We start from the raw sequence: 26,386 nt of genomic DNA, 5'->3' as shown, positions 1-26,386 counted from the left end.
TGCCGGTCAGAGCAGGATGCCGCCGCTGGAGCTGTTTTCGCGGGCGATCGCGGAGTACGCGGCGGCCAGCAGGGTCGGGTCGGGACCTTCCAGGCGGCCGGGCTTGGCCAGTCCGTCCAGCACGACGAAACGCAGGACGCCCGAACGGGTCTTCTTGTCGGTCTGCATGGCGTCGAGGAGTTGGGGCAGCGCGTCGGCGTCGTAACTGGTTGGCAGGCCGACGCTTTCGAGGATGGTGCGATGGCGGTCGGCGGTGGCGTCGTCGAGGCGCCCGGCCAGACGGCCGAGTTCTGCGGCGAAGACCAGGCCGACCGAGACGGCCGCGCCATGACGCCAGCGGTAGCGCTCGCGGCGCTCGATCGCGTGGCCGAGGGTATGGCCGTAGTTGAGGATCTCGCGCAGGCTGGCCTCCTTGAGATCGGCGGCCACCACGTCCGCCTTCACCTGGATCGCGCGCCGGATAACCTCGGGCAGGACCTCGCCCTTGGGGTCGAGCGCGGCCTCGGGGTCGCGTTCCACCAGCTCCAGGATCACCGGGTCGGCGATGAAACCGGCCTTGATGATCTCTGCCATGCCCGCCACGATCTCGTTGTGCGGCACGGTTTCCAGCGTCACCAGGTCGACGAGCACCGCGGCGGGCTCATGGAAGGAGCCGACCAGGTTCTTGCCCGCCTCGGTATTGATGCCAGTCTTGCCGCCGACGGCCGCGTCGACCATGGCCAGCAGGGTGGTCGGCACGTGCACGATGTGCACGCCGCGCATCCAAGTGGCGGCGACGAACCCGGCCAGGTCGGTGGCCGCGCCGCCGCCGAGGCTCACCACCACGTCGTTGCGGGTCAGGCCGATCCGGCCGAGCACCTCCCAGCAGAATCCGGCGACGGCCAGATCCTTACCGGATTCGGCGTCCGGGATCTCGATTCGGTGCGCGTCGATCCCGGTGTCGGCCAGTGCCTTTCGCACCGCCTCGGCGGTTTCGGCCAGCGGCGGCTGATGGAAGATTGCGACCGTGCGGACGCCGGTGGTCGCGCCGGTGACCGCCTCGACCAGTTCGCCGAGCAGCCCGCGGCCGATGATCACGGGGTAGGGGTCTGCGGTCTGGACTTGGAGACGAGTCGGCTCTGTCACGTGTGCTCCGATTCTGTTCGTGCCGTTGATTTGAGCGCCCGCGCGCGAGCGCGTCGGGACCGGCTGCGTCGGGACCGGCTGCCGGGAGTCGGTGTGTCGCCGGACGTTTCGGTGGCGGCCGGGGTGGACTCGGTGCCGGTCCGCTCGGTGGTTTCCGCCTGCGCGGCGGCCTTGCGGCGGGCGGCCGCGCGCGCCCTGGCCGCACGCCTGGCCCGGGACCTATTGCTGCCCTGAGGATTTCCGGTCTGCTGCGCGGTTCCGCTGTCCTGGACATCCATGGTCGGCTCCGAATCGGGCTCCGAGTCTTGCGGCAGCACCGATTCCATCCCGAGCTTCGCCAGGATCATTCGCACCACCCGCCCGGGGCTGCGGCCATCGGTGCGCACCCGCACCGTCGCCACCTCCCGGTACAGCGGCCGCCGCTTCCGCATCAGTTCCCGGTACTTCGCGCCGGGATCGGCGCCGTTGAGCAGCGGCCTGCCGGTGCTGGCGCCGGTGCGGCGAAGTCCTTCGGCCACACTGATTTCCAGATAGACCACGGTGCGGTTGCGCAGCAACGCCCTGGTGTCATCGGACAGCACGGCGCCGCCGCCGAGGGACACCACACCGCGTTCGGCAAGGATGGCGCGGCGCACCACCCGCTCCTCGATGCGGCGGAACTCGGGCTCGCCGTCAGTGGCGAAAATCTCGGGGATGGTGCGCCCGGTCTCGCGCTCGATACCGGTATCGGTGTCGTACAGCTCGACACCGAGTTCCCTGGCGAGCTTGCGGCCGATCGTCGATTTCCCCGCTCCGGGCGGTCCGACCAGCACCACGCGCGGTGCGCGCGGGTCGGTCTGCACGATCATTGCGCCCGACTACCCGCGCTTGGGTCCGGGTGCGCGACGGGCGGGCGGGTGCTGATGCGCTTGACGTAGCTGGTGATGTTGTCGACGGTCTCGGTGAGCGAGTCGCCGCCGAACTTCTCCAGCGCCACCTGCGCGACAACCAGCGCGACCATCGACTCGGCGACCACACCCGCAGCGGGCACGGCGCAGACGTCGGAGCGCTGGTGGATGGCGACGGCTTCCTCACCGGTGGTCATGTCGACGGTGGCGAGTGCGCGCGGCACGGTCGAGATGGGCTTCATCGCGGCACGCACGCGCAGGGCTTCGCCATTGGTCATGCCGCCCTCGAGCCCACCGGCTCGGTTGGTGGAGCGCAGCACACCGTCGGGGCCGGGTTTCATCTCGTCGTGCGCCTGGCTGCCGCGGCGGCGCGCGGTCTCGAATCCGTCGCCGACCTCGACGCCCTTGATGGCCTGGATGCCCATGAGCGCGGCGGCCAGGCGCGAGTCGAGACGATTCTCGCCGCTGGTGAAGGAGCCGAGCCCGACGGGTAGGCCCGCCACGATGACCTCGACCACGCCACCGAGGGTGTCGCCGTCTTTTTTGGCGGCCTCGATCTCGGCGACCATGGCGGCCTCGGCGTCCTTGTCGGACGCGCGGACAGGGCTCTCATCGATGGCGGCCAAGTCGGTCGCGCTCGGCACGACACCGGTGGTGTTCGCGGCGGTGCCGATCGAGACGACGTGCGACACGACCTCCACACCGAAGGCCTGGCGCAGGAAGTTGCGGGCGACGGTGCCCGCCGCGACGCGCGCGGCGGTCTCGCGGGCGCTGGCCCGCTCCAGCACATTGCGGGCGTCGTCGAAGTTGTACTTGAGCATGCCGGAGTAGTCGGCGTGGCCCGGTCGGGGGCGTGTGAGCGGGGCGTTGCGCGCGAGGTCGGCGAGTTCGGCCGCGTCGACGGGGTCGGCGGACATGACCGTGGTCCACTTGGGCCACTCTGAATTAGCGATCTCGATGGCGACCGGTCCACCCATGGTGCGGCCGTGGCGCACGCCGCCGACGACGGTGACCTTGTCGGCCTCGAACTTCATCCGGGCGCCGCGCCCGTACCCGAGCCGGCGGCGCGCCAGTTGCGCGGAGATCTCGTCCGACGTCACCTCGACACCGGCCACCATCCCCTCGAGGATGGTGACGAGAGCGGGACCATGGGATTCTCCGGCAGTTATCCAGCGCAACACGTTGTCCATCTTCCCATGTCGGCGCGAGTGCTCCGGCACGCGGTCCACCGTGATTACGGGCACGGTCACCGCGTCCCGACCCGGTTGCCGCGCGGTCACCAGCGCGGCAGCGGGTCGGGCGTCGATGTCGGGCGTCAGCCGGTACGCGACGACGGCCGTGTCGCGGACCTGTATCGTCCGACGAGCGACATGCCGACACGTGATCGTCGGGCCAGGCGCTCGCGGGACCCTCACCCGGTGTGCGCGGCCAACGCCACCATTGTCGCAAGGCACATGGCAGGCCCGTGTGGAAGTGTGTGCCGTCGTCTCGCGGTGTCGGGCCCACCCGCCCGGATCCACCGGATGGATAGCACGACGAGCCCGGCACCTGCCGTGAGCACCGGAGCCGCGACCGCCGCCCATACCCACGCCTGCGCGCCACCGAGCGCTGCCGTCGCTCCGAGCCCGACAGCAAGCTTCACGTCCCCGGCCCCGAACGCCGCCGGCACGGCCAAGTGTACCAATAGGTAGGGCACTACCAATAGCGCGGCACCGACTACCGCAGCTGTGAATTGTGTTGTGAACAGCGCGTATCCGAGGACGATCAGCGCACCCCACCCGGTCAGGACGTTCGGCAGCCTGCGCTGCTGGATGTCGATGACCGAGAGTACGGCGCACCAAGCCGCAAGCAGGGAAAAAGCGATAGGGGACATGACATCCAGCCTTGTCGCCAACGGTCGCCGATCAAGCGTCGTCCGAAAAATGGGGACAAGTTCGGCACATGTGGACATCCTGCGCACCGCAACAACAGATTTCGCAAACATATGGGTAACTCGTCGGATATGTCCAAAATCGGGCTGAATACCCAACCTCCGGTCCGTGGCGGAATTTTGGACGCACTCAACGACCGGCAACAGTCGCGCAGCGGTGACGGAGCGGTAGCGTTGACACATGTGTGCTGATCACGCGGGTCTTGCGCCCGACTACGCGGCGCGACGAGGAGCGTTGCGGAGTCTGCTGGTGGAGAACGAAGTCGATGCGCTGCTGGTCACCGATCTGGTGAACATCAGGTACCTGACGGGGTTCACCGGGTCCAACGCGACGCTGCTGGTGCACTCCTGGGACATGCGCAATGCCGAGGAGCGCACCGTCATCGGCACAGACGGCCGGTATCGGACCCAGGTAGCCGTGCAGGTGCCGGATCTGCGCGCGGAGATCGCGCGGGCGACGGCTCGGCGAATCGTGGAACTGGCGGGGGAGTGGCAGCTCGGCAGGGTCGGCTACGAGAGCCATCTCGTCACCGTCGATCAGCATCGCGGCTTCGTCGAGCAGTGCACCGGCCTGGAATTCGTGGCAACACCGGGTCTGGTCGAACAGCTTCGAATGGTGAAGGACGCCTATGAGATCGCGCAGTTGCGCGCCGCGTGCGCCGCGGGCGATGCCGGGCTCGCCGACCTGCTGGCCCGCGGCGCGCTGCGTCCAGGTCGCACCGAAAGGCAGGTCACCCGCGATCTCGAGTGGGCGATGTTCGAGCACGGCGCCGAGGCGGTGGCCTTCGAAACGATCGTCGCGGCCGGTGCGAATTCGGCTGTCCCGCATCATCGGCCGACCGAGGCCGTGCTCGCCGCGGGCGACTTCGTCAAGATCGACTTCGGCGCGGTGGTCGGCGGCTACCACTCGGACATGACCCGCACCTTTGTGCTCGGTGCGCCGACCGACTGGCAGCGGGAGATATACGCCCTGGTCCGAGCGTCGCAGCAGGCCGGTCACGAAGCATTGAAACCGGGCGCACCGGTCGCCGGCGTGGACGCGGCGGCGCGCGCGGTGATCGAAGACGCTGGACACGGCAAGCTGTTCGTCCACGGTCTCGGGCACGGCGTCGGACTGCAGATCCACGAAGCACCGGGAATCGCCAAAACCGGAACCGGTATACTTCTGTCTGGCGTGGCGGTGACCGTCGAACCAGGTGTGTACTTTCCCGGCCGCGGCGGGGTCCGGATAGAGGACACGTTCGTGGTGCGCGAGGGGGGCCCGGATCTGCTCACCAATACCAGCAAAGACCTGACCGTCGTCGAGTGACGCCGGTTGCCCGAACCGGTTGATTAAGAACTAGGAGATCCGAGGACAGTGGCGGACACCAGCGACTTCAAGAACGGCCTTGTGCTGAAGATCGACGGTCAGCTCCAGCAGATCATCGAATTCCAGCACGTCAAGCCGGGTAAGGGCCCCGCATTCGTGCGGACCAAGCTGAAGAACGTGCTGTCCGGCAAGGTTGTCGACAAGACGTTTAACGCGGGCGTCAAGGTGGAGACCGCCACCGTCGACCGCCGCGACATGACCTACCTGTACCACGACGGCTCGGACTACGTCTTCATGGACGGCGACACCTTCGATCAGATCTCCATCTCGGAAGAAACCATCGGCCCCGGCGCACGCTTCCTGCTGGAGAATATGACCGTGCAGGTCGCTACGAACGAGGGCGCCCCGCTCTACGTCGAGCTCCCGGTCACGGTCGAGCTCGAGGTGAAGCACACCGACATCGGTCTGCAGGGCGACCGCTCCACCGGCGGCACGAAGCCCGCCACCCTGGAGACCGGCGCCGAGGTGCAGGTCCCGCTGTTCATCAACAGCGGTGACAAGCTGCGCATCGACTCGCGCGACGGCAGTTACCTCGGCCGGGTGAACTCCTGATCACCCGTTTCGGCGCGGCAGGGATAATGTGACCGTGGCCGAACAGAAGCTCACATACAAGAAGCTCGGCGCCCGGCACAAGGCCCGGCGCCGAGCGGTCGATCTGCTCTTCGAGGCGGAGGCCCGCGACGTCGACGCAGCCGACCTCGTCTCCGAGCGAGTCGAATTGGCCACCCAGGACCAAGCCGTCGCCCCGGTGCACGCCTACACCAAGACCTTGGTCGAGGGCGTCGCCGACGACCTCGACCGGGTGGACGGCACCATCGAGTCCTACTTGAAGGACTGGGAGCTGTCCCGGCTGCCGGCCGTCGACCGGGCGATCCTGCGAATCGCGGTGTGGGAGTTGTTCCACGCCAACGATGTTCCGCCGGTGGTCGCGGTCGACGAGGCAGTGGAGCTGGCCAAGGAGCTGTCCACCGACGACTCGCCGTCGTTCGTGAACGGCGTGCTCGGCCAGGTCGTGCTCGTCGCCCCGCAGGTGCGCGCCGCCGCGGCGGCAACGCTGGCTCCGCGCCCGGAGCCCGAGTCCTGACATGGTGAACAAGTACCTGGTCATGGCCATGCGCTCGGTCTCCGCCTGACCTGCAGACCCGCAACAGCCGCACACCTGAAAAGGTGTGCGGCTGTTGCTGTTTCGGGGATCTACCGAACCGATGTACGTCACTCGCCGACCTTGTGCAGGCAGAAGCTCTTGGCTGGATTCTGATGCACTATTTGCTCGGTAGTGCGGTGCTGGGTGCGCACCCTGGGCCACCTGACCGCATCGGTCTCGTCCGGGACCGAGCGGTTCGATCGCCAGGTCTGTTGCCGCGCAAAACTTCTCTTTTCTCTCGCTGCACCTACTGGGATGCCCCTATCCTGGGAGAAACGCAGGGGAGAGTATGGGACGACTTCTGATCTGGTTCCGCAACAATGTCGACGGGTCTTTCGCGGTGCTGCTCGCGGTCACCGTCGGTCTGCTGCAGTTCCTCGACGTCATCGGAACCGACCAGGTCAACGCGGCCATCTTGCTCGTGCTCGGCCTGGTGGCCATCACACTGCTGCGGGATCGGCATCTGTCGTCGAAGGCGGTGCGCGACGCGACGTCGGTGCAGTTGCTCTACGGTCCGGAGATCGGGCACGCGCATACGCTGGCCCGGCGCGGCACCGAACAGTGGATCTTCAAGGGCGGCACCGGAACCTATCTGCGGGCGGTCACCCTGCGCGAGTGCGTGGAGAACGCGCGGCGCGAGCAACGGCCGCTGCGGATCCAGGTGGAGGTCCTCGATCCGACGAACGAGCAGCTGTGCAAGACCTACGCGCAGTTCCGTTCCTCTCTGGTGCCGGAAGCCGACCGCACTGGGGAACTCTGGACCACCGAACGCACCCGCAAGGAATCGTTCGCGACGGTACTGGCGGCCTGCTGGTACCGGCAGCGGTTCACCTTTTTGACCATCGACGTGGGGCTCTCGGCGGTGATGACCACCTTCCGCTGGGACCTGTCGTCGAGTTGCGTCATTGTCACCCAGGACAATCCGAACACTCCGGCCATGATGTTCGAGCGGGACAAGCCTTACTACCGGGACTTCAACCGAGAACTGGTGGCCAGTTTCAAGCAGGCCCGCCAGGTCCCGTTGAGCCGCAGCGAGGAGCTCGCCCTCTCCGACGAGCCGTCCGTCGACCAGGCCCGCAGTCTGTTCGACCTGCTCGGGTTGACGCTGCCTACTGCCTATACCGACCGCGACGTCGCCGATATCGTGCGCCGCGCGCTGCAACCGAGGAACCCGTACTGATGACCGAGTACGCCCGTCTACGCACGCTGATCGACTCCGACCCGGCGGGAACCGCAGTGCGCCGCTGGACCCGCGCGGTGCTCGCCGACGTGCGAGACGGCCGAAGCGAGCTCGTCGCGGTCCGACATCCGTTGGGGTTCTTGTGTTTTCCGGTCTGGCGCGGCGGCGGCGGTCTCGGCATCTGCGTGCATGTCTGGACCGACGGCATACGCCTCCACCCAACCACCTCACCGATGCATGCGCACAGCTGGGATCTACTGAGCGTCGTGCTGTACGGCACGGTGGGCAACGACATCCTCGAAATCGACAGCGCGCCAGCACGTCCGACACATCGCCTGTTCGAAATCCACAGTGCCGCGGACGGTGATCTGGTTCGTGCGACCGCGCGCCTGGTCACGTATCGGACCCGCTCCAGCGAAAGATTCCGCACCGGCGAGGTCTACACGTTGCCGCACGGCATGTTCCACGTCTCGAACGTGCGCGGCGAAGCGGCGACGGTGGTGCTGGGCGAGGACCGCCACGGTACGCCCGACCTGTCGCTGGGCACCCGCGCCACCGATGACCATTGGGTGCGCCGAATCCTGTGCACCGCGACCGAAACCCGCCGCGCCGCGCTGACCGTGCTGGACCATCTGCAGGACAACGCCCTGCCGGAACAACTGGAGAACCGATGCGAGCAGGCGACGTAATGAACCTGGTGCCAGCGGACACCACCGTAGCCGCCGCGCTCGACGTGGCGACCGCCGCCGCGACCGAGGCCGGTCGGGTGATCCGCACCGGCCTGGCCGGTGCGCTCACCGTCCGCGCCAAGGACGCCAGCGGCGATCTGGTCACCGACCTCGATCTCCGTGCGGAACAGATCATCATCGGCCACATCCGCCGGGCCTTCCCCGAGCACCGCATCCTCGCCGAGGAGTCCGGCCTGCTCGACAGCGTCGACGACTCCTGGTGCTGGATCGTCGACCCACTCGACGGCACCAACAACATCGCCATCGGCCTCCCGGTCTGCACCATCGGAATCGCGTTGTGCCACCACGGGATCCCCGTCCTCGGCGTGGTGCACGAACCGCTCGCCGACCGAACCTGGTCGGCTACCCGTGGCACCGGCGCCACCGGCCCCGACGGCCCACTGTGGCACCCGGCCGGCCGGGTCGCCGCGGCCGCGCCGACGCTCGCGTGGCTCCAGGGCTATCCCGTCGGCCGCGCCGACCCCACCGCCCGCGCCCTGCGCCTGGCCCTGGAATCGGGTTCGCGCCGCCTGATCCAGCTGTGGTCGCCCCTGCTGTGCTGGATCATGCTCAGCAGGGGCGACATCGACGGGTTCGTCGGCTACCGAGCCGGCCTGGTAGACCTCCCCGCGGGCAGCCTGATCGCCCGCGAATCCGGCATCCACGTCACCGACTTCGACGGCGCGCCCCTCGACGATCGCCTCGACCCGACCGGCGGCGAGGTCGACTTCATCGCAGGCGCCCCCGACATGATGTCCGATCTCACGCTACTGGTGAAATCGGCCGACGAGGTGACGGTCACCGGCCTACCCACCTAACGGCCTCGTCCAGTCCCTACTTGCCGCGGCGATCGTCCGATCCCGGCTCGAGCGCAGCGTTCGGTCCCTAGACTGACCTTCGGCGTCAAGGCTGAACCGGAGATCATGGCGAACTATTTCGAAACGGCGAACCTGCCCAACGTCGTGGTGACGAGCCTCGCGGCAACCACCGCGATCGCGGCCGACGTGGACGCCACCTGGGCCGGGCTGCTCGCGGGCAAGAGCGGCATCGGACATCTCGATGACGACGAATACGACCTGCCGGTGAAGATCGGTGGGCGGCTGCGGGTACGACCGGACACGCTGCTCAGCAGGATCGAAATCCGCAGGATGGCGTATGTGGAGCGGCTGGCGACCGTGCTCGGCCGCGAGGTGTGGCGGAATGCGGGTAGTCCCGAGGTCGACAGGGACCGCCTCGCCGTCGCTATCGCCACCGGCCAGGGTGGCGCCGACGCCATGATCGCGGAGAACGACAAACTGCGAGCGGGCGGCTATCGGAAGGTGTCAGCGCTGGCGGTCCAGATGGTCATGCCCAACGGGCCGTCCGCAGTGGTCGGGCTCGAGTTGCATGCGCGCGCGGGCGTGGTCACGCCGGTCTCGGCCTGCGCGTCTGGGTCCGAAGCGATCGCGAGAGCGTGGCAGATGATCGTCATGGGTGATGCGGACATCGTCGTCACCGGTGGTGTCGAAGGATTCATCGACCCGATCGTGATCGCGGGGTTCAGCATGATGCGTGCGATGAGCACCCGCAACGACGACCCGAAGCATGCCTCACGACCCTTCGACCGGGACCGTGACGGCTTCGTACTGGGTGAGGCCGGTGCGTTGATGGTCGTCGAGACCGAGGAGCACGCCAAGGCGCGCGGCGCGACCATCCACGCGCGCCTGCTGGGTGCGGGTATCACCTCCGACGGATTCCACATGGTCGCACCCGATCCCGAAGGGACCGGCGCCGCGCGCGCGATGCGGCGTGCGTTGCAGACAGCGGGGCTGTCGAAGACCGACATCACCCACGTCAACGCGCACGCCACGGCTACGTCGGTGGGTGACCTCGCCGAAACGCGGGCAATCAACCAGGCGGTCGGTAACCATCCGTCGGTCTACGCGCCCAAGTCGGCGCTCGGCCATTCGATCGGTGCGGTGGGCGCGCTCGAGTCCATCCTCACGGTCCTCAGCATCCGCGACGGCGTCGTCCCGCCCACCCTGAATCTGGACAACCAGGACCCCGCGATTGATCTCGACATTGTCGCGGGCGAACCGCGACGAGGTCGAATCGCCTACGCGCTCAACAACTCTTTCGGCTTCGGCGGGCACAATGTCGCACTCGCGTTCGGGCAGGCATAACCCCGACGGCGAGCTAGCTGGTGATCAGTAGGGCCGCGACAGCCCCTGTCGTCGCGACGACCGCGAGACCGAGACCGGTCAGGACGAAGCGCCGCATCGGGACACGAACCCCGTGCGTCCGACAGAACTCCAGGCACAGCAGCGTGGCCAGGGACGCCCACGGTGTGATGATCGGGCCGACGTTCGTGCCGATCAGCAAGGCCAGCAACTGATTTCGGTTGCCGTCCGGCACCGCGGCCTCGCCGGCGGTGTAGGCGGGCAGGTTGTTGGCCGCGTTGGACAGCGCCGCTCCGGCCCCGGCTGCGCGATAAGCGCCGACCGCGCCGGAATCGTCGCTGATCAGCCAGTGCATCACGTCGGACAGGCCCAGCCGGCTCAGCGTGGGCACCACCAGGAACAACCCGACCACGAAAACCAGGAGCTGCCAGGGGATCAGCGACAACCGCAGCGACGAGCGATCGAAGATCGCGAAGGCCGCCACCGCGATGGCGGCGGCGAGCGTGGCGGCGATGCCGATGCGATCACCGACGACCGGAATGGCCACGATGAACAGCAGACAGGCGCCCGCCGTCGTGTAGAGCAGCGCGCGCTGCTTTGCATTCTCCGGACGAACCGGCTCCGGCGGCACATACCGGTCGGCATCACGTCGGCCGCGCCGCCAATACCAGATCCACAGACAGACCATGGTCGCCGCGATCGACACCAGCTGTGGCGCCCACATGCGCGCCGCAAAGTCGGTGGCGTCCAACGCAACCCGGTTGGCCGCGAGCAGGTTGGTGAGATTGGAGACCGGCAGCAGCAGGCTCGCGGTATTGGCCAGCCACAGCGTGGTCATGGCCAGCGGCAGCGGGGGAATGCGGGCAGGCACGGCCAGTGCGAGCATGACCGGGGTGAGCAGAACCGCCGTCGTGTCGAGGTTGAGCAGAATGGTGGTGGACGACGCGAACAGCACACACAGCCCGAACAGCGCCGGATAGTAGCCGCGCCCCAGGATCGCGATCCGATGAGCGATCACGTCGAAGACCTTGGCCTGACGGGTGAGCTCGGCCAGCACGATGACGCTGCCCAGAAACAGCAGCAGCGGACCGATCCGACGCATGTTGTCGGCGGCCTCATTTCTGGGCAGCAAACCGGTCAGCACGCACAGCAGTCCGGCCAGCAACAGCCCGATCCGCACCCAGTCCAGGGTGCTCAAACGCCATCTGGGCTGCGGCTGCGGCGTCATGGCACTCGACCGAGGGTTCCGCGCGGAGGAATCGACCTGTTCGGGCACACCAGCCATCATCGCAGCAATTCAACTGAGTGCCTTGTCTATTGGTCTGGGCCATACTGGGTGGCGTGATTCAGGGTGGGCGGCCGCGCGACTTTTTCATCAGTTACTCCCCGGCCGACGAGCGATGGGCCACCTGGCTGGCATGGCAATTGGAGACCGCGGGATATCGCACCCTGATCCAGGCCTGGGACTTCGTGCCGGGCACCAATTTCATCGACTTCATGGATCGAGGGGTGCGCGAGTCGACGGTCGTGCTTGTCGTGCTGTCGGAGAACTACCTCGGCTCCTACTACGGAACCATGGAGTGGCAGGCGGCGTTTCGCACGGATCCCGGCAAATTGCTGCCGATCCGGATCGCCGAATGCGCGCTGGAGGGCCTGCTGGCCACCATCACCTATCTCGACCTGGTGCAGGTGCCGACCGCCGAGGACGCACGCCGGATCCTGCTGGAGCGGGTCGGGCACCTGCTGGCGGGCCGGGCGAAACCGCATCACGAGCCCGGCTTCCCGCACGACGGCAGCCGAGCGGCCGCGCTGCCGGACCGCTTTGCCGACGAAGAACCCGCCGGCGCGGTCGAATCGGTGCTGAGCCGCCGCGCGCCCGTGACGCCCCCGGCCTTTCCCGGTGCCGTACAGCGTGATGAACACCGCACCGGCGTGTCCGTGCTGCATGTGGCCGGTCCGCGGTTCGGTCGCGGCCTGCTCGGGCCGGACGAGCCGAGCACCGCGCGCGACCTACAAGCCCGCATCTGGGCGAACGTCACCCACCTCGTCGGTCAGGGCGTGCAGAAACCGGACCTGATCGTGGTGTCCGGCGATATGACCGAATCCGGTCGCCCCCGCGAGGTCGACGAGGCGTTGTCGTTCCTGAGCGGTCTGCGGGTGCTGCTCGGCGTCGAACCGGATCGGTTGATCGTCGTCCCCGGCAACCACGATGTCTCGAAAGCGGCCTGCCACGCCTACTTCCTCGGTTGTGAGGCGCGCGACCGGCGACCGCAGCCACCGTACTTCCCGAAGCTGGAGCAGTACGCTCGGATGTTCGCCGAGCTGTATCAGGGCCTGGACCAGCTCGTCTTCGATGTCGGTCAGCCGTGGACGCTGTTCCCGATTCCGGAATTGCGAGTCGTGGTCGCCGGATTGAACTCGACCATGGCCGCCACCCATCTCCCGGAGGACGACTACGGCAGGATCGGCGAACCGCAGGCCGCCTGGTTCGCAGAGCGGCTGCGGCCGTTCGAGGAGAACGGTTGGCTGCGCCTTGGCGTCCTGCGTCACGATCCGCTCCCCGGCCCCGGCGCAACCACGCACGATCCGGCCCTGCTGCGCGACGCAGACACCCTGGCCCGGTTGCTCGGCGGTCGGTTGAATGTGCTGCTGCACGGGCCTGGGCCGGGTGGCCCGCACCTGGATCGGTTGGGCGGCACGTTGCCGGTGCTACCCGCGGCGGCGCCCGGCCACGACGAAATCATCCACCTCACCACCGCGGGACTGTCCCGGTTCAGCAGTCGCGATGCCGACCCCGGCCAGCCCGGTGCGCGCCTGGAACACATCTGGCCCAAGGCCGCGGCTGCATTGCCATCCGGCACCCGCCCCGAACTTACCGCCCCGGACGACGACACCGACATCCCCGAACCCGCCACCGACACCGCCGCGATAGTCGACCCGCACGGGCGGCTGCTGGACCGGGTCGCCGAGGTCTGCGAAACCCGTTATACCGGTGCGAAAATCCGCCGCGTCGAGGCGGATCCGCCGCACCTGCTGATCACCCGTGAATACGACGAGGTGATCGCCGTCTGGCGCATCGGGGTGCACGTCGGCGATATGACCAGGCAGGTGGTGGAGGACTTCCTCGGCTACGACCCGGAATACGGATCCGAACTCGTCTACCGGGGCGCGCCGCCACCCCGCTCGGTGCGCGAGGAAGCCGCCAGCCACGGCCTGCGGGTGCGCAGCTTCACCGAATTCCAGGGCCTCCTGGATCTGGACGACTACCTCGCCCAGCAGGCCGCCCGCCTGCGCACCGACCGCCGCTATCCGCCGGATCTGTATGTGCCGCAACGCTTCCGCGTGCTCGAACACGGCGATCAGCTGGTCCGCGACGATCTCGTCGGCGAACTGCTGCGGGTGGTCGGCGCCGACCACGGCCGATTCGTGCTCATCCTAGGCGATTTCGGACGCGGCAAAACCTTCGCACTGCGCGAACTTGCCCGCCGCATCACCGAAAACATGCCCGCGCTCATCCCGATCCTCATTGAACTGCGCGCACTGGACAAAACGCATTCGGTGGACGGCCTGGTCGCGGCGCATCTGGCCAACCACGGCGAGGACCGCATCGATCTGAAAGCGTTGCGCTACATGCTCCGTGAGGGGCGCGTGGTGCTGTTGTTCGACGGCTTCGACGAACTGGTCACCCGGATCAGCTACGACTTCGCCGCCGATCACCTGGAGACCCTGCTGCAGGCCGCCGTGGGCAAGGCAAAGATCATCGTGGCCAGCCGCACCCAGCACTTCGCCTCCCGCGCCCAGGTGCTGACCGCGCTCGGCGAACGGGTCGGTCTGCTGGAGGATCGGCGCATTGTCAGCATCGAGGAGTTCGCCCCCGCGCAGATCCACGCCTTCCTTGCCAACCGTTACGGCGGCGATGTGCGCCGCGCCGACGCCAGGATGCGGTTGATCACCGGCATCGAGGACTTGCTCGGTTTGGCCCAGAATCCGCGAATGCTCGGCTTCATCGCCGATCTGGACGAGCAGCGGTTGCGGGCCGCGGCGGGTGCACAGCAGGCGGTCGGGCCCGCCGGGTTGTATCGGGAGATCCTGGAGTCCTGGCTGTCCTATGAGGCCGACCGCACCGCGGATGTCGCGGGCGCGCTGCCCGGCCTGCGGCTGCACGAATTGTGGCTGGCGGTCACCGCTTTCGCGCTGCGGATTTGGGAAACCGGGGAACCGTATCTGCGGCAGGCCGAATTAACCGATGTCGCACAGGGTTTGGTCGAAATGACCGGATCGAACCGGATGTCGGTGCAGCAGTCGGCGCACGCCATCGGTTCGGGCAGCCTGCTGGTGCGCACCGAGGAAAACCTGTTCGGCTTCATCCATGCTTCGGTGACCGAATGGCTGGTGGCCAATCACATTGCCGAACAATTCGGCGCCGGGACCGCCGCGCCCGCGCAGCTTTCCCAGGCGCAGCTCTCGCAGTTGTCGATCGACTTTCTGTGCAACCTGGCCGATATACCGCCACTGCGGGCCTGGGCCGAAGGTGTGCTCGCCGACCCGGCGGCCGATGACGCGTCGCGGACCAATGCGATCCGGGTGACCACCCGGTTGCGGACCGCACCGACAGCGGACCTGCGTGGCGCCAGTTTGGCCGGTGAGGATCTGTCCTATCGCGATCTACAGGAGGTCGATCTCACCGGCGCGGATCTGACCGGCGCCCGCCTGGTCGGAGCCAACCTCGACCGCGCCGTCCTGCAGGGCGCGCGGCTGGTCGGCGCGCGGCTGGACGAGGCCAGTCTGGTCGGCGCCGATCTACGCGACGCCGACTTCACCCGGGCGCGGCTGGTCCACACCGACGTGACCGGCTCCCGAGCCACTGGCAGCATCTGGACCCGCGCGGCGTTGATCGACGTCACCGGCACATCGTCGGGTACCGATCTGCGCGGCGCGGCCTGGGTGCCCGGCACACCCGCGCAGACCGAATTCGCCCCTGCCGCAATCGGAGTCCGCCACGGCTTCCACGCCAGCCACGGCCGACTCCCGCAACCGGTCGCGTACAAACCCGATGGCGGCACCCTTGCCATCGGCAGCGACGACGGCGGCGTGCTGATCTGCGACACCGAGACCGGACGTCCGCTAAGGACGTTGCAGACCCACCGGGCGCGCACCTTCGCGGTGGCTTTCACCGACACCGTGCTGGTCACGGGATCCGGTGACGGCACGGTCGGCATCTGGGACGCCGCCACCGGTCAACTGCGCCGAATCCTGCAGGGGCACAACAACTGGCCGTGGCCGGTGGTGCTCAGTGCCGCCGGTGATCTGCTGGCCACCGGTGACTCTGAAGGTGTGCTGCGGCTGTGGTCGCTGCCGGGCGGCGATCTGCGCCACGAAGGCCGTCCAGGCGACGGCGGCCGAGAACTGATCTACAGCTTGGCTTTTCACGGCAGGTCTGTTGCCGCTTCCTATCGAGGTGGTGTGGTGCGGCTGTGGGATGTCGAAACCGGTAGGCAGAGCGGCGAATTCGTCGGCACGGATGGATCGGTGTTCCGGGTCGCCTTCAGTCCATCGGGTGAGTTGCTCGCGGTCGGCGGTGTCGATGGCGGCCTGGCGCTGTGGGATCCGGTGACCTGCCGGAAGGTGCGGGAACTGGCCGGACACACCGGGCGGGTGTACACGGTGGCCTTCCATCCCACGCGGCCCATCCTCGCGAGCGGGGATACCGATGGGGGACTGTGCCTCTGGGATGTCGAGACCGGCACGTTGCGCCACGCACCCGCCGAACACGCCGCCGCCATCTACTGGCTCGCCTTCGATCCCGCCGGTGATGTGCTGGCCTCGGGGGACAGTGCTGGACTGATCTGCCTGCACGACACCGCCACCGCGGAACTGCGGCATCGGCTCACCGCGCATACCGGGTCGATCTGGCCGTTCGCCTTCCGCCCGGACGGCGGCCAACTCGCCGTGACCGACGACCAATTCACCACGCGGCTCTGGGATCCCGGCACCGGCGTGTGCAAGTACACGGTCACCGGGCACGGACGTCAGGTGCGGACGGTGACCTTCAATGCGGACGGCACGCTGTTGGCGGGCTGCGGCAACGACGGCGTGGTGCGGCTGTGGGATCCGGTGACCGGGCGGCTGGTCCGGCGGCTGATCGGCAGCGAGGACCGCCTGCTCACCTTCGAATCGGCCGTGTTCAGCGCGGCACAGCCGAATCAGCTCGGCACGGTCGGCAACGACGGCAGGCTGAGCCTGTTCAACCTCGACACCAACCTCTACGAGCGGCACATCAACGTCGAGTCCGCCCCGATCTGGGCGATCGCTTTCGACCCCACCGGTGGCTTCGTGGCCACTGCGAACGACGACGACACCGTCATCGTGTGGACGCGCACCACCGGCGCCGTACATGCCGTCTGCGGTGAACACCGCGGCCGGGTGCGATCCATCGCCTTCAGCGCCGACGGCGCCACGATGGCCACCGGCTGCGACGATTCCGCCGTGCGCCTGTGGGACGTGCAGAGCGGCCGCTTCCTGCGCGAATTGCGCGGCCACCGGGATCGCGTCTACGCGGTGGTCTTTCATGGCGACAAGCTGGCCAGCGTCTCGTGGGACACCGCCGTCCGGATCTGGGATACCGAGTCCGGCGCAAGCCTGCACGAGCTGACCAGACATAGCGGCCGACTGTGGACCGCCGCGATCGAACCGCACACCGGAATCCTGGCCACCGCTGGCGACGACCTCGTAGTTCGCCTGTGGGACATGGCATCCGGGCGGCACCTGCACACTCTGGAGGGCCATAAACGGCGCGTCTGGTCACTGACTTTCGACCCCACCGGCCGCCTGCTCGCCAGTGGCGGCGACGACGGCAACATCATCCTGTGGTCCCGTCCGGAGGAGGGCGACCCGCGCGCCGCACCGGAGATCCGCGCGATCCTTCTCGGCCTCCCGGAAGGCTGGGCCGCCCTCGCCCCCGACGGCCGCTACAAATTCGAAGGGAACACCGGCGGCCAGTTCTGGCATGTCATCGGCATGTCCCGATTCGAGTCCGGTGAGTTGGATCCGTATCTCCCGGAGGTCCGGCAACTGGCTGTCGACGCCCCCTTCTGACCCCGGCACTTGTGAGCATGGTCAGAGATAGAGGCCGCCCCACTGACTTCGGGCACCGTCACCACCGACGAACTCGCCAAGCTACAACGCCGCCGCGCCCTCCCGGCCACCGTCACCCCAAGGCATGCAACGCTTCTTAATTGATTGTAGGCGAGCCAGATTCGCATTCTGTGCGTGGTAGCGGTCGGAATGTGAGGCGAGGAAGTGGCGGTCGCAGGGTAGTGCTAGTGCATCGTCCAGATAGGTTGCGGCAGTAACCGGGGTGTCGGCTTGCCGCGCTGCATGACTGGACCGAAGGTCGGCTGACACCGCGGCGCGGCAGGTGAAGGGCGTGTACCTCCGCCGCGTCGTCGTCGGCGTCTTCTTCACCGCCCAATGTTATCCCGCTGTTCTCATGACCTCGGATCCTCCGCCGAGCTCGCGAACTCGCCGTGCACACCGCGCCAACGGGAAGCCTTGCGCCGCTGCCATGATTCGCAGCACTCTCTTCTCGCGCGAGGTCAAGGCGATAGTCGACAAGCTGCTGGTCGGAATGCCTCAATGTCCTCCGCAAAACCGTTCACCAGCATCCTGGCATTGCGTCTCGTCGAGCGCGGACTGCTCAGATTGCACACCCCCGTCGCCTCGCAAGATTCTTGCACAAGTGCGACATGAGGGAGTTGCGACCGTGTCCTTGCAGAGCCCCAAACCGATGTCCTTCGGTCGCGGCACCGGTGTTCGGTCTGCGGCAGGAGGTGGTCGCCGTGCTCGCGCCCACCGGTTCGTTCCAGCCAGCCGCCCTGATACCCGCCGTCGTCGCTGCACTGCGCGCGCAGTGCAGCGAACCGCCGGACCGACCGGCAGCTGAGTCAGCGCAGCAGACGAACCCGCCACGAACGCGGGTCTGCGGTCCACTGAATGAAATCAGTGGTTATATGGTGCAGCTCGCCGCCGGAGATTGACCGCATGATCGCGACCACCTGCTATAGCGTCCTCGTCGGCGGTCTTTCGGGTGTTTGACCCGCACGTCGTCATGTGACGTGCCGAACCATAGTCTCGGGGGTTGCGGCCCCGGCCCCCGAAAAGTGCCGGTGTGGGGACGCTTGTCGCGTACACCCCTTTGCTGTCCCCGCACCGGTATCTCACATCACGCAGCGCTGAACGTTGCGCGGGCGAGCTCAGAGCACGGTGTTCCCGACCGATACTCACCGGGTATCGGTCGATCGGAACAGGTCTTGGACACACCCGATTTCCTGCGATGAACTGGAAGAGACCGAACTCTCGCGGACTGTCCGCGACAGTGCTTGTGACACAAAGGAATTCACGTCATGCCTGAATACCCGTATCCGGATCCCATCGTCGACGTCTCGGACGCTGTGGACGTAGCCCGCGACCTGGTCGTGATTCAGGACAGGCAGATCCCCATGGTGCCGAATATCGGCATCATCGGTGGCTCCGAAGCTGTGCTCGTCGTCGACACGGGAATCGGCCCGAAGAACGCCGAGAAGGTTCTCGCGTTCGCGTCCGAATATGGCAAGGGGCGCCGACTGTATCTGACCTCGACGCATTTCCATCCGGAGCACGCCTTCGGCGCGCAGGTGTTCGCCAAGGAGGCCGAGTACCTCATGAACAAGGCACAGGCGCAGGACCTCGCGACCAAGGGCCCCGGCTACATCGAGATGTTCAAGCAGCTCGGCGAACCCGTTGCGCGGCAGTTGGAGGGTGTCGAGCTCGTCGAACCCGACACCGTCTATGACACCACCTATGATCTGGACCTGGGTGGACGCGTGGTCCAGCTGCGCGCGACCGGCCAGGCGCATTCCAAGGGCGACCAGGTGGTGAAAGTCCCCGATTCCGGGGTCATGTTCGCCGGCGATCTGGTCGAGGCCGCGTACTTCTCGATCTTCCCGTGGTTCCCGCCCTACGACGTCGACGTGACCGGCATCGGCTGGATCGCAGTGATGGAACGCCTGGTCGCGGAGAATCCGCCGATCGTCGTGCCCGGCCACGGCCACCTCGGCGGGCCGGAGCGACTGTCGGATGTGCATGACTATCTGCGCTTGCTCCGCGACGAGACCTGGGTCCGCCGGGATTCGGCGATGAGCGAGGAAACCATCATCGAAGAGGTAAGCGCCCTGATGATCGGGCGCTATCCCGACTGGGAGGGCAAGGAGTGGCTCGCCACCGGAGTCAAATGCCTCTGCGCCGAGCACCCGCACGACCACTCTGAATACCCGCACGACTAATGATCCACTCGTCGACGCCTCGTGCGAGGCTCGGAAAGGAGGCGCAGCCATGACCGAGTTGAAGCGGTCCGAACACGCCGCACCAAAAGTTTCCGGTGAACCGCTCGAGGTGTCGAAGGGTGTCTTCGTCATCCCGGACCGTCGCGTCTCGCTGGTTCCCAACGTCGGGATCGTCGTCGGCGAGAGCGCCGCGCTGGTGATCGATACCGGTGTGGGCCCGCGCAACGGCAACTACGTGCTCGGCCAGGCACGGCGCCTAGCCGGGGAACGCCCTGTCTACCTGGCGATTACACAGATGGATCCCGGCCACGGATTCGGCGCGCAGGCGTTCAAGGGCGCGGCGACGATCATCTACAGTGAGGCGCAACGCAATCGACTCCGTCGGAATGCTTCCGCGTACGCCGACGCGTTCCGAAACCTCGGCATGGGCGAGGCCGTCGATAGGGAGTTCGAAGGCCTTGAACTGGTCGAGCCCGACGTTGTTTACGACGGTCGTCTCACGCTTGATCTTGGCGGGGTCCAGGCGGTGTTCGAAGGATGGGGTCCCGCGCACACCGCAGACGATCAAACGATCGTCATCGACGATCGGGTGCTGTTCGGCGGCGACCTGTTCGAGACACGAATGTTCGCGATTCTGCCCTATGTTCCACCATTCGATACCGACTTCGACGGTGTCCGGTGGATCGACGCGCTCGACCGCTTGATCGCGCTCGAACCCGAGGTCGTCGTGCCGGGCCATGGTGAAGTCACCGACGTCGCTCAGATCCGCGAAGTCCGCACGTACCTGGAATACGTCCGGCAGGAGGCGAAGCGCCTGAAAACCGACGGACTTTCACTCGACGACACTGCGGCGACTATCGAAAAACAGGCGCTGGCCAGGTGGAGTACTTGGGAGGGACCGCAAATGATCAGGTTCCTTACCAAGGCCTTCTACAGACAGAGCGGTGACTGACAGGGTTTGTGAGGAGGGTCGAATGTCACCGATGGACCTGCGCTCCTGCGCTACTTCGTCACGGTTGTCGAGGACGACACTTCCGCCGAGCAGCGGTGCGGCTCAACATGTCGCAGCCACCGTTGAGCAGGGCGATCAGGCTCCTCGAAACCGACCTGGGCTGCGAATTGTTTCTCCGCTCACCGGCCAGGGTGTACCTCACCCCGGCCGGCCTTTCGGTGTATCGCGACGCCCGTTCGCTACTGGGACACGCCGACCAGGTGCGACAGCGGGCCGCCGTGGCATCTGACACACGCCTTATCACCGTAGGCATGCTCGCTGACGCCGACGAACGGGCCGCAATCACCGTGGCTTCGACGTTCCGGCAACGTCACCCGAACGTCGAAATCCACATGCACGAGGCTGATTTCACCGATCCGACGCTCGGTCCGCGAGCGAATCTGGTCGATATTGCACTGACCCGCGCACCGTTCGACTGCTCGGATCTCGAGGTCCGCGCGCTGAGGTCCGAGCCCGTGGGAGTGGTTCTGCGAGAAGACGATCCGCTGGCGGCGCGGACACCCCTCCGACTAGCGGAGCTAGCCGGTGAGCGGTCATACAGCCTGCCCGACGAAACCGATCCTCGCTGGCCTGCCTTGTAGGTACTCTCCAACGCTCATTACCCGGACGGCCCCACCGTGCGAACGATTCACGAGGGCCTGCAGGCTGTGCTGGAGGACGGCGGAATCGGTCTCGCTCCCCTGGCATATCCGTTGCCGGACGGCTTGATCATCGCTCCGCTGCGCGAATTGCCCCCGAGCGACCTGGTCGTGGCATGGACTACCAGTGATCAGAGACCGCTGATCCAAACATTTGCGCAGGTTGCCACGGCGGTCTATGCGTCCGGGTCGTAGGTCATCCGCATTACCCGTCGGCCGCACCGTAAATCGACATCGCGATTTTGGCGAAGGAGAGAGTCAACGGGCTGCGGTCTGTTCGGTTCCACGCGATGACGAGTTTACTCGGCTCCATATCCGCCAATGGAACACACGTGAGCCCCTCAGGAAACGTGTGGGTAGGCGGCGCCAAACCTATGCTGCCGTTCCACAACACCGCCTGCATGCATTCGTGTATGGTCCGGACGACGGGTCCGCGGTAGGCAGACGGGCCGACCGGGCTGGTCCAGAACCCTCGCCATATCGGATCGGTGCCTTCGGGGAGCTGGAACCAGCGGCGGCCGGCCAGCTCTGCGGTCGTCAGAACCTGCCTGTCAGCCAGCGGATCGTCCTTACGAATGACAACACCAAGCGGATCGGCCTTCAAAACCTTTACTACGAGACCGGTTTCGTCGAATGGCGCTCGGGTCAGCGCGATGTCGGCCACTCCCGATCGGAGTCCCGCAGTGGGGTCGGTGAAGTCCGCTTCGTGAATTTGGACGTCCACGTTGGGATGGCGGGAACGAAAGGCGAGGGCCAAGCGGGGTCCGGCTTGTTCCGCGCTGTCGGCGAGTGAGCCGAGCCTGATCGTCGTCGCGTCGGTCGCCGACAGTACCCGGGTCCGGGCTTGCTCGGCCTGCGCTAGCAGAGCGCGGGCCTCGGCCAACAGCGCGACGCCAGCAGCCGTGAGGGTGACGCCGGTCGGAGAGCGCTCCAGCAGTTCGCAACCGAGATCGGACTCCAGTTGCCGGATCGCCCGGCTCAGCGGCGGCTGGGTCATGTGCAGGCGTGTGGCGGCGCGACTGAAGTGGCGTTCCTCGGCGACTGTCACGAAATACCGCAACGTCCGTAGATCCATCAGATGAGACTATGCCCTGCACCACGTCCCGGCGGACGCCGTGACCGTCTGTCCATCGACAGTCACGACGCGGTGGGCTACGCCGGGTAGCGCGCCGAAGTCGTTTCCTCGGAAGTGGGTTCCTTGAGTAACGCGAGGATCTGTTCGAGGGTGTCCAGGCCAAAGGGGCTGAATCCCGTGCCTGCGAAATGCAGCCCACGATCACGCAGCAAATGAATATTTGGATGAAGAGGTCGATCTGCTTGACCTCGGGACCTTCATCGTTTGTCAGATAGATGGGGTCGACGCCGAACTCAGCACAGAGGCCCTCGGCGATCTCGACCGGCAAGTTTGTGAGCTGCCCAGAGCGAGCCTCGCTGAGCATCGCACCCCGGACGGCCCTGCCAATACGCCGAGACACCACCCGGGCGACGTCATCGGTGGTGCGTTCGGGTTGGCCGTAGTCGTGCCTGAGCTGGAACAGTCGGTTCAGCCTGGTCTTTAGTGTCAGCATCGTCTTCCCTGCGTGCGGTTTGCGAATTGCTCGGCGTACCGTGTCTGATCTTGGGTAGGTATGTCCTCGGACTGTCCGAGAAGCCATCGGAGATAGGCCAATTCATCGCGGTCTTGTTCGTCGTCGGCAATCGGCGGCCGTGCTTGTACGGCCAGGAGGGTCGCGATGAATCCGTCGTCATCGTGACCGGCTGCGCGACGGCTTTCGACCTGCGAGACGATGAACGCTCGCTGCAGGCGATCGGTACTACGTGCAGCCAACTCAATTGAACCTGGAGCGTCGGAAGCTTCGCGCCATGATCACTGTCGGCGTGGCAGAGGGCAATCTCGCCATTGCCTGGAGAACACAGCTTCTCGCGGTACAGAAGGCTGCCGCCAACGAGGTGGCTGCTGCACTGGCCGGCCTCCAGGCCGCTCGGCGGGATGGAGGCGCAGACCTGATCACTCAGTGGCGCCACCGCTTCGATTCTGCGAAAGCCGAGTTGGTGCAGATATCGGATGCGGTCTTACACGCCAGAGCGGTCCGCCCTGCCCTGACCGGCCGCGTAAACATCGCCAACGCCACCCGAGTCCCTTTGACACCGCGAATCTTGCGCCGAATCCCCGTGGTACGCAGCGTCCCACCCTTCCTGCTCGCCCGCGGCATTCTGCCCGAGCACGCCCCCGAATTCGCCAGGAATCCGGCCGGTCGAAGGTCACGGGTGACAGCGGCACCGGGGATATGCCGGGCAGCGCGGCAGTTCATAAACGCCGCGCACCGGTCGCGGCCGGGTGGCTGGTGACCGGCGGCGTGGTGGCTGTCCTATGCCTGGGTCGGGCTGAGGATGATCTTGCCGATGAGGGAGCGGTTTTCCACGAGTTGGTGGGCTCGGGCCGCCTCTTCGAGCGGGAGGATCTTCTCGACAAACGGTTCGAGAGTGCCTGCGGCCGCGCGTTCCAGGGTTGAGGTGCGGGCCTGGGCGACTCGCGCCAGCCACTCCGGGCCCGCACAGCCAGTGAGGGTCAGGCCGCGGATAATCAGGTCTACGCCGATGACCTGTGCAGGGGCGCCGGAAAGCCAACCGTAGCTGAGCATTCGGCCGCGCAACGGGGTCATGGCGGCGAGCACGTCGGTGGCGGAGGCGCCGCCGATCGAGTCGAAGACGACGTCGACCGTTGCGTCGCCGAGTGTTTCGCGCAGCCGCGCAGGCCACTGCGGATCGCTGTGGTCGATGACCTCGTCCGCGCCGAGTTTGTGTGCCTGGGCTGCCTTTTCGGGTCCACCCGCGGTCGCGATGACCCGCGCGGCGCCGGATTGCTTCGCCAGTTGGGTGAGTGCGGCGCCGACACCCGTTGCGGCCGCTTCGATCAGCACCGTCTCGGTGCCGGTGAGTGCGGCCGTCTCCAGCAGGGTGAGTGCCACCGAGCCGCTCATCAACACCGAAGCAGCGTCGGCCGACGACAGCCCGTCCGGGATCGCAGTCACGGAAACGGCAGGCGCGCAGACGAACTCGGCATAGGATCCGAAACTGTTGGTGCCCACGGCAACTCGGTGTCCGACCAGGCTCACGTCGACGTCGGGGCCGACCTCGGTGACCACGCCCGCGGCCTCGAAACCGAACACCAGCGGCGGCTCGATACCGATCGGGAACTCGCCCGAGCGCAGCTTGGTCTCGGGGAAGAGGACCGGAATCGCCTCGGCGCGGATCACCAGTTCGCCCGGTCCGGGCCGCGGTGCGGGAACTTCTCGAGCGACCAGCACCTCGGGTCCGCCGGTACTCATCATTACGATTGCCTTCATCGATAACTCCATAAGTTGACCGTCGGTCCAGTTGCTCCCACGATATGGACTGACGGTCAAGTTGTCAACGACGGAGGTGGAATGTCCGACGAACGTCCCAAGGAGCGGGCGGATGCAGCACGTAACCGGCGGGCGATCCTCGAAGCGACCGCCGCGCTGCTGGCCGAACACGGCGCCGACGCCCTCACCATGGATCGGGTCGCGGCCGCGGCCGGCGTCGGCAAAGGCACGATCTTCCACCGCTTCGGCAACCGCGCCGGACTGCTGCACGAGATGATCGCCGAGAGCACGTTCGCGTTGATGGACGCCGTCCGCAGCGGGCCGCCACCGCTCGGTCCCGGAGCTCCCGCGGGGGAGCGGCTGGTGGCCTTCTTCGACGCGTTCGTGCGCCTGATGACCGACAACATCGAGGTGACGGTCGCCTATATGGCGGGCCCGCCGCATCCGCAGGCCGCCGAGATCCACGGGTTCTGGGACGCGCACATCATCGCGCTGCTGCGCGAGGCGCGCCCGGATCTGGACGCCGAGGTGGTGGGCAGGATGCTACTTGGTGCGTTGGGCGGCGCGCTGGTGCCAGAGTTGGCCCGCGCAGGTGAGACGGAACGGCTGCTCGCCGCGGTCCGTGAGCTGGTCGAGTCCGTCCAGCGTGCACCCTGAACGAGCGCATCGCACTGTCGTCAGTCGCGCGCCAGGATCGCGTCGAAACGTTCGTCGGCGCGATCGAGTTGATCGAGGATGTGCTGTTTGACGTGCGCGGCCAGCGGGGTGTCCGCGCGGGTGACGAGCTCGCGGTAGATATCGGTGAGCGGGCGGTACTTGGTGGCGAGCTTGCGCATGTGAGGGCCGGTGGCATACAGGATGCCGACGCCGTTGTCGGTGAAGTCCGACAGCTTGATGATCCGGGCCAACGGCGCGCGGTCGAGGTTGGCCGCGACGTGTTGGCGGTACTGCGCGTGGCGGTCGAGCGCGGGGTCCGGCTCGGGATTGGTCACGGCGGCAACGAGTTCGGAGACCCGGTCGCCGAACCGTTCGGCCAGCTCGGCGAGCGCGCCTTCGGTGGGCGAGCCGGCGCGGGCGCCCGCCAATTCGGTGGGATGGTCCTCTACGGAGTCGTGCAGCAGCCCGGCGGCCACCAGGTCGGGGTCCTGCACCTCATAGTGGCTGATGATCCGAATGGCCACGCGCAGTATATGATTAAGGTACGGTTCGCGTCCGTAACGATCATCGCGGTGCAATTCGGTGGCCAGCTCCAGCGCGTCGGTCAGCCGCGCCGCGTCGGGCAGTTCCGCGATCTCCAGCAATAGTCGATCACGCAGCCCGGATTCGCCGTAGACCTCGCTGATCGTATGCAGCGGCATCACGGCCAAGACTCCCGCCCCTGGATTACTCATGATGCCAATCTATCGGTGTGGCCCGGTCGGTGCTGTGCCCTACGACACTGCCCGTCGCTGCGACACGGCCTAGTCGTCGGACCGTCGGCCGGCGCCGCACCGGAAAATGCGTTGCCCGTCCACGCCGTTCGTGGTCTCCTGATTGTCACGCGAGGC

At 66.8% G+C, this 26,386-nt stretch carries 23 protein-coding genes; 15 read left to right on the top strand and 8 right to left on the bottom strand.

The features are described 5' to 3' along the window. Window positions 1–6: 6 nt before the first annotated feature. The 4 genes from aroB to ACV7NQ_RS46345 all read right to left on the bottom strand — a co-directional run bounded on the left by aroB (window position 7) and on the right by ACV7NQ_RS46345 (window position 3,885). Window positions 7–1,125, bottom strand: coding sequence for a 3-dehydroquinate synthase (gene aroB, locus ACV7NQ_RS46360; protein ID WP_463365280.1), 1,119 nt, complete (start codon window positions 1,123–1,125; stop codon window positions 7–9). After that, entirely contained in the window at window positions 1,122–1,973 is an 852-nt protein-coding gene (locus ACV7NQ_RS46355) for a shikimate kinase (RefSeq protein WP_463365279.1), read from the bottom strand. Before ACV7NQ_RS46355 ends, aroB begins: the two co-directional genes overlap by 4 nt. Beyond that, window positions 1,970–3,193, bottom strand: coding sequence for a chorismate synthase (gene aroC / locus ACV7NQ_RS46350; RefSeq protein WP_463366067.1), 1,224 nt, complete (start codon window positions 3,191–3,193; stop codon window positions 1,970–1,972). Before aroC ends, ACV7NQ_RS46355 begins: the two co-directional genes overlap by 4 nt. 230 nt (window positions 3,194–3,423) lie before the next feature. Continuing rightward, window positions 3,424–3,885: a prepilin peptidase gene (locus ACV7NQ_RS46345; RefSeq protein ID WP_463365278.1), complete on the bottom strand. Its 462-nt coding sequence runs from the start codon at window positions 3,883–3,885 to the stop codon at window positions 3,424–3,426. Window positions 3,886–4,123: 238 nt separating this feature from the next. Between ACV7NQ_RS46345 and ACV7NQ_RS46340 the strand changes: the two genes are divergently transcribed. The 7 genes from ACV7NQ_RS46340 (at window position 4,124) to ACV7NQ_RS46310 (ending at window position 10,525) form a co-directional block, all read left to right on the top strand. Next, window positions 4,124–5,251, top strand: coding sequence for a M24 family metallopeptidase (locus tag ACV7NQ_RS46340; protein ID WP_463365277.1), 1,128 nt, complete (start codon window positions 4,124–4,126; stop codon window positions 5,249–5,251). A gap of 48 nt (window positions 5,252–5,299) precedes the next feature. Further along, window positions 5,300–5,863 carry an elongation factor P gene (efp, locus tag ACV7NQ_RS46335; RefSeq protein WP_463365276.1) on the top strand — a complete coding sequence of 188 codons (564 nt, stop codon included), beginning with the start codon at window positions 5,300–5,302 and terminating at the stop codon, window positions 5,861–5,863. A 34-nt stretch (window positions 5,864–5,897) separates the two neighbouring features. After that, on the top strand, window positions 5,898–6,395 hold the full coding sequence (nusB, locus tag ACV7NQ_RS46330) for a transcription antitermination factor NusB (RefSeq protein ID WP_463365275.1): 498 nt from the start codon (window positions 5,898–5,900) through the stop codon (window positions 6,393–6,395). Between the two features lie 349 nt (window positions 6,396–6,744). Further along, on the top strand, window positions 6,745–7,635 hold the full coding sequence (locus ACV7NQ_RS46325; protein WP_463365274.1) for a hypothetical protein: 891 nt from the start codon (window positions 6,745–6,747) through the stop codon (window positions 7,633–7,635). Next, entirely contained in the window at window positions 7,635–8,324 is a 690-nt protein-coding gene (locus ACV7NQ_RS46320; RefSeq protein ID WP_463365273.1) for a hypothetical protein, read from the top strand. Before ACV7NQ_RS46325 ends, ACV7NQ_RS46320 begins: the two co-directional genes overlap by 1 nt. Further along, window positions 8,306–9,181, top strand: a complete 876-nt coding sequence (locus ACV7NQ_RS46315) for an inositol monophosphatase family protein (protein WP_463365272.1) — start codon at window positions 8,306–8,308, stop codon at window positions 9,179–9,181. The genes ACV7NQ_RS46320 and ACV7NQ_RS46315 overlap by 19 nt, the downstream gene beginning before the upstream one ends. A gap of 105 nt (window positions 9,182–9,286) precedes the next feature. Next, window positions 9,287–10,525, top strand: coding sequence for a KasA/KasB family beta-ketoacyl-ACP synthase (locus ACV7NQ_RS46310; RefSeq protein ID WP_463365271.1), 1,239 nt, complete (start codon window positions 9,287–9,289; stop codon window positions 10,523–10,525). A gap of 13 nt (window positions 10,526–10,538) precedes the next feature. Here the strand turns inward: ACV7NQ_RS46310 and ACV7NQ_RS46305 are convergent, their stop codons facing one another. Continuing rightward, a complete protein-coding gene (locus ACV7NQ_RS46305) occupies window positions 10,539–11,807 on the bottom strand; it encodes an SLC13 family permease (RefSeq protein ID WP_463366066.1) in 1,269 nt (422 codons plus the stop codon). Between the two features lie 56 nt (window positions 11,808–11,863). On the opposite strand from ACV7NQ_RS46305, the gene ACV7NQ_RS46300 reads away from it, so the two are divergent. The 4 genes from ACV7NQ_RS46300 to ACV7NQ_RS46285 all read left to right on the top strand — a co-directional run bounded on the left by ACV7NQ_RS46300 (window position 11,864) and on the right by ACV7NQ_RS46285 (window position 21,435). After that, a complete protein-coding gene (locus ACV7NQ_RS46300) occupies window positions 11,864–17,617 on the top strand; it encodes a WD40 domain-containing protein (protein ID WP_463365270.1) in 5,754 nt (1,917 codons plus the stop codon). A 1,307-nt stretch (window positions 17,618–18,924) separates the two neighbouring features. After that, the gene (locus tag ACV7NQ_RS46295) at window positions 18,925–19,842 is read left to right on the top strand and encodes an MBL fold metallo-hydrolase (RefSeq protein WP_463365269.1); all 918 of its coding nucleotides are present in this window, start codon (window positions 18,925–18,927) and stop codon (window positions 19,840–19,842) included. A gap of 49 nt (window positions 19,843–19,891) precedes the next feature. Continuing rightward, on the top strand, window positions 19,892–20,794 hold the full coding sequence (locus ACV7NQ_RS46290) for an MBL fold metallo-hydrolase (RefSeq protein ID WP_463365268.1): 903 nt from the start codon (window positions 19,892–19,894) through the stop codon (window positions 20,792–20,794). A gap of 8 nt (window positions 20,795–20,802) precedes the next feature. Next, the gene (locus tag ACV7NQ_RS46285; protein ID WP_463365267.1) at window positions 20,803–21,435 is read left to right on the top strand and encodes a LysR family transcriptional regulator; all 633 of its coding nucleotides are present in this window, start codon (window positions 20,803–20,805) and stop codon (window positions 21,433–21,435) included. 262 nt (window positions 21,436–21,697) lie between these two features. Here ACV7NQ_RS46285 and ACV7NQ_RS46280 read toward each other — a convergent pair whose 3' ends face one another. Then, complete coding sequence (locus ACV7NQ_RS46280) at window positions 21,698–22,567, bottom strand: LysR family transcriptional regulator (protein WP_463365266.1); 870 nt, start codon at window positions 22,565–22,567, stop codon at window positions 21,698–21,700. Window positions 22,568–22,787: 220 nt separating this feature from the next. Here ACV7NQ_RS46280 and ACV7NQ_RS46275 point away from each other — a divergent pair, with 220 nt between their 5' ends. From ACV7NQ_RS46275 to ACV7NQ_RS46265, 3 genes are read left to right on the top strand one after another with little or no spacing between them, the layout of a single operon-like run. Beyond that, a complete protein-coding gene (locus tag ACV7NQ_RS46275; RefSeq protein WP_463365265.1) occupies window positions 22,788–23,051 on the top strand; it encodes a hypothetical protein in 264 nt (87 codons plus the stop codon). Window positions 23,052–23,110: 59 nt separating this feature from the next. Beyond that, a complete protein-coding gene (locus ACV7NQ_RS46270; protein WP_463365264.1) occupies window positions 23,111–23,329 on the top strand; it encodes a hypothetical protein in 219 nt (72 codons plus the stop codon). A gap of 26 nt (window positions 23,330–23,355) precedes the next feature. Next, the gene (locus ACV7NQ_RS46265) at window positions 23,356–23,841 is read left to right on the top strand and encodes a hypothetical protein (RefSeq protein WP_463365263.1); all 486 of its coding nucleotides are present in this window, start codon (window positions 23,356–23,358) and stop codon (window positions 23,839–23,841) included. 20 nt (window positions 23,842–23,861) lie between these two features. Here ACV7NQ_RS46265 and ACV7NQ_RS46260 read toward each other — a convergent pair whose 3' ends face one another. Continuing rightward, window positions 23,862–24,839: a quinone oxidoreductase family protein gene (locus ACV7NQ_RS46260; protein WP_463365262.1), complete on the bottom strand. Its 978-nt coding sequence runs from the start codon at window positions 24,837–24,839 to the stop codon at window positions 23,862–23,864. An 81-nt stretch (window positions 24,840–24,920) separates the two neighbouring features. Between ACV7NQ_RS46260 and ACV7NQ_RS46255 the strand changes: the two genes are divergently transcribed. Further along, window positions 24,921–25,496 (top strand): TetR/AcrR family transcriptional regulator, encoded by a 576-nt coding sequence (locus ACV7NQ_RS46255; RefSeq protein ID WP_463365261.1) that lies wholly within the window; start codon window positions 24,921–24,923, stop codon window positions 25,494–25,496. A gap of 20 nt (window positions 25,497–25,516) precedes the next feature. On the opposite strand, the gene ACV7NQ_RS46250 is transcribed toward ACV7NQ_RS46255, so the two are convergent. Next, the gene (locus ACV7NQ_RS46250; protein ID WP_463365260.1) at window positions 25,517–26,230 is read right to left on the bottom strand and encodes an HD domain-containing protein; all 714 of its coding nucleotides are present in this window, start codon (window positions 26,228–26,230) and stop codon (window positions 25,517–25,519) included. Window positions 26,231–26,386: the final 156 nt, after the last annotated feature.

The organism is Nocardia sp. Tas62D01 (assembly GCF_055232035.1).
The sequence above is the reverse complement of the archived record's forward strand: the minus strand, read 5'-3'. Positions and strand labels throughout refer to the sequence as shown.

Excerpts from the sequence above, each read along its gene's own strand:
- ACV7NQ_RS46250 (WP_463365260.1), bottom strand. The coding sequence starts at position 26,230 with ATGAGTAATCCAGGGGCGGGAGTCTTGGCCGTGATGCCGCTGCATACG.
- ACV7NQ_RS46310 (WP_463365271.1), top strand. The coding sequence starts at position 9,287 with ATGGCGAACTATTTCGAAACGGCGAACCTGCCCAACGTCGTGGTGACG.
- ACV7NQ_RS46295 (WP_463365269.1), top strand. The coding sequence starts at position 18,925 with ATGCCTGAATACCCGTATCCGGATCCCATCGTCGACGTCTCGGACGCT.
- ACV7NQ_RS46320 (WP_463365273.1), top strand. The coding sequence starts at position 7,635 with ATGACCGAGTACGCCCGTCTACGCACGCTGATCGACTCCGACCCGGCG.
- ACV7NQ_RS46290 (WP_463365268.1), top strand. The coding sequence starts at position 19,892 with ATGACCGAGTTGAAGCGGTCCGAACACGCCGCACCAAAAGTTTCCGGT.
- ACV7NQ_RS46280 (WP_463365266.1), bottom strand. The coding sequence starts at position 22,567 with ATGGATCTACGGACGTTGCGGTATTTCGTGACAGTCGCCGAGGAACGC.
- ACV7NQ_RS46305 (WP_463366066.1), bottom strand. The coding sequence starts at position 11,807 with ATGGCTGGTGTGCCCGAACAGGTCGATTCCTCCGCGCGGAACCCTCGG.
- ACV7NQ_RS46355 (WP_463365279.1), bottom strand. The coding sequence starts at position 1,973 with ATGATCGTGCAGACCGACCCGCGCGCACCGCGCGTGGTGCTGGTCGGA.
- ACV7NQ_RS46340 (WP_463365277.1), top strand. The coding sequence starts at position 4,124 with ATGTGTGCTGATCACGCGGGTCTTGCGCCCGACTACGCGGCGCGACGA.
- ACV7NQ_RS46255 (WP_463365261.1), top strand. The coding sequence starts at position 24,921 with ATGTCCGACGAACGTCCCAAGGAGCGGGCGGATGCAGCACGTAACCGG.
- ACV7NQ_RS46260 (WP_463365262.1), bottom strand. The coding sequence starts at position 24,839 with ATGAAGGCAATCGTAATGATGAGTACCGGCGGACCCGAGGTGCTGGTC.
- ACV7NQ_RS46345 (WP_463365278.1), bottom strand. The coding sequence starts at position 3,885 with ATGTCCCCTATCGCTTTTTCCCTGCTTGCGGCTTGGTGCGCCGTACTC.
- ACV7NQ_RS46325 (WP_463365274.1), top strand. The coding sequence starts at position 6,745 with ATGGGACGACTTCTGATCTGGTTCCGCAACAATGTCGACGGGTCTTTC.
- ACV7NQ_RS46265 (WP_463365263.1), top strand. The coding sequence starts at position 23,356 with ATGATCACTGTCGGCGTGGCAGAGGGCAATCTCGCCATTGCCTGGAGA.
- ACV7NQ_RS46315 (WP_463365272.1), top strand. The coding sequence starts at position 8,306 with ATGCGAGCAGGCGACGTAATGAACCTGGTGCCAGCGGACACCACCGTA.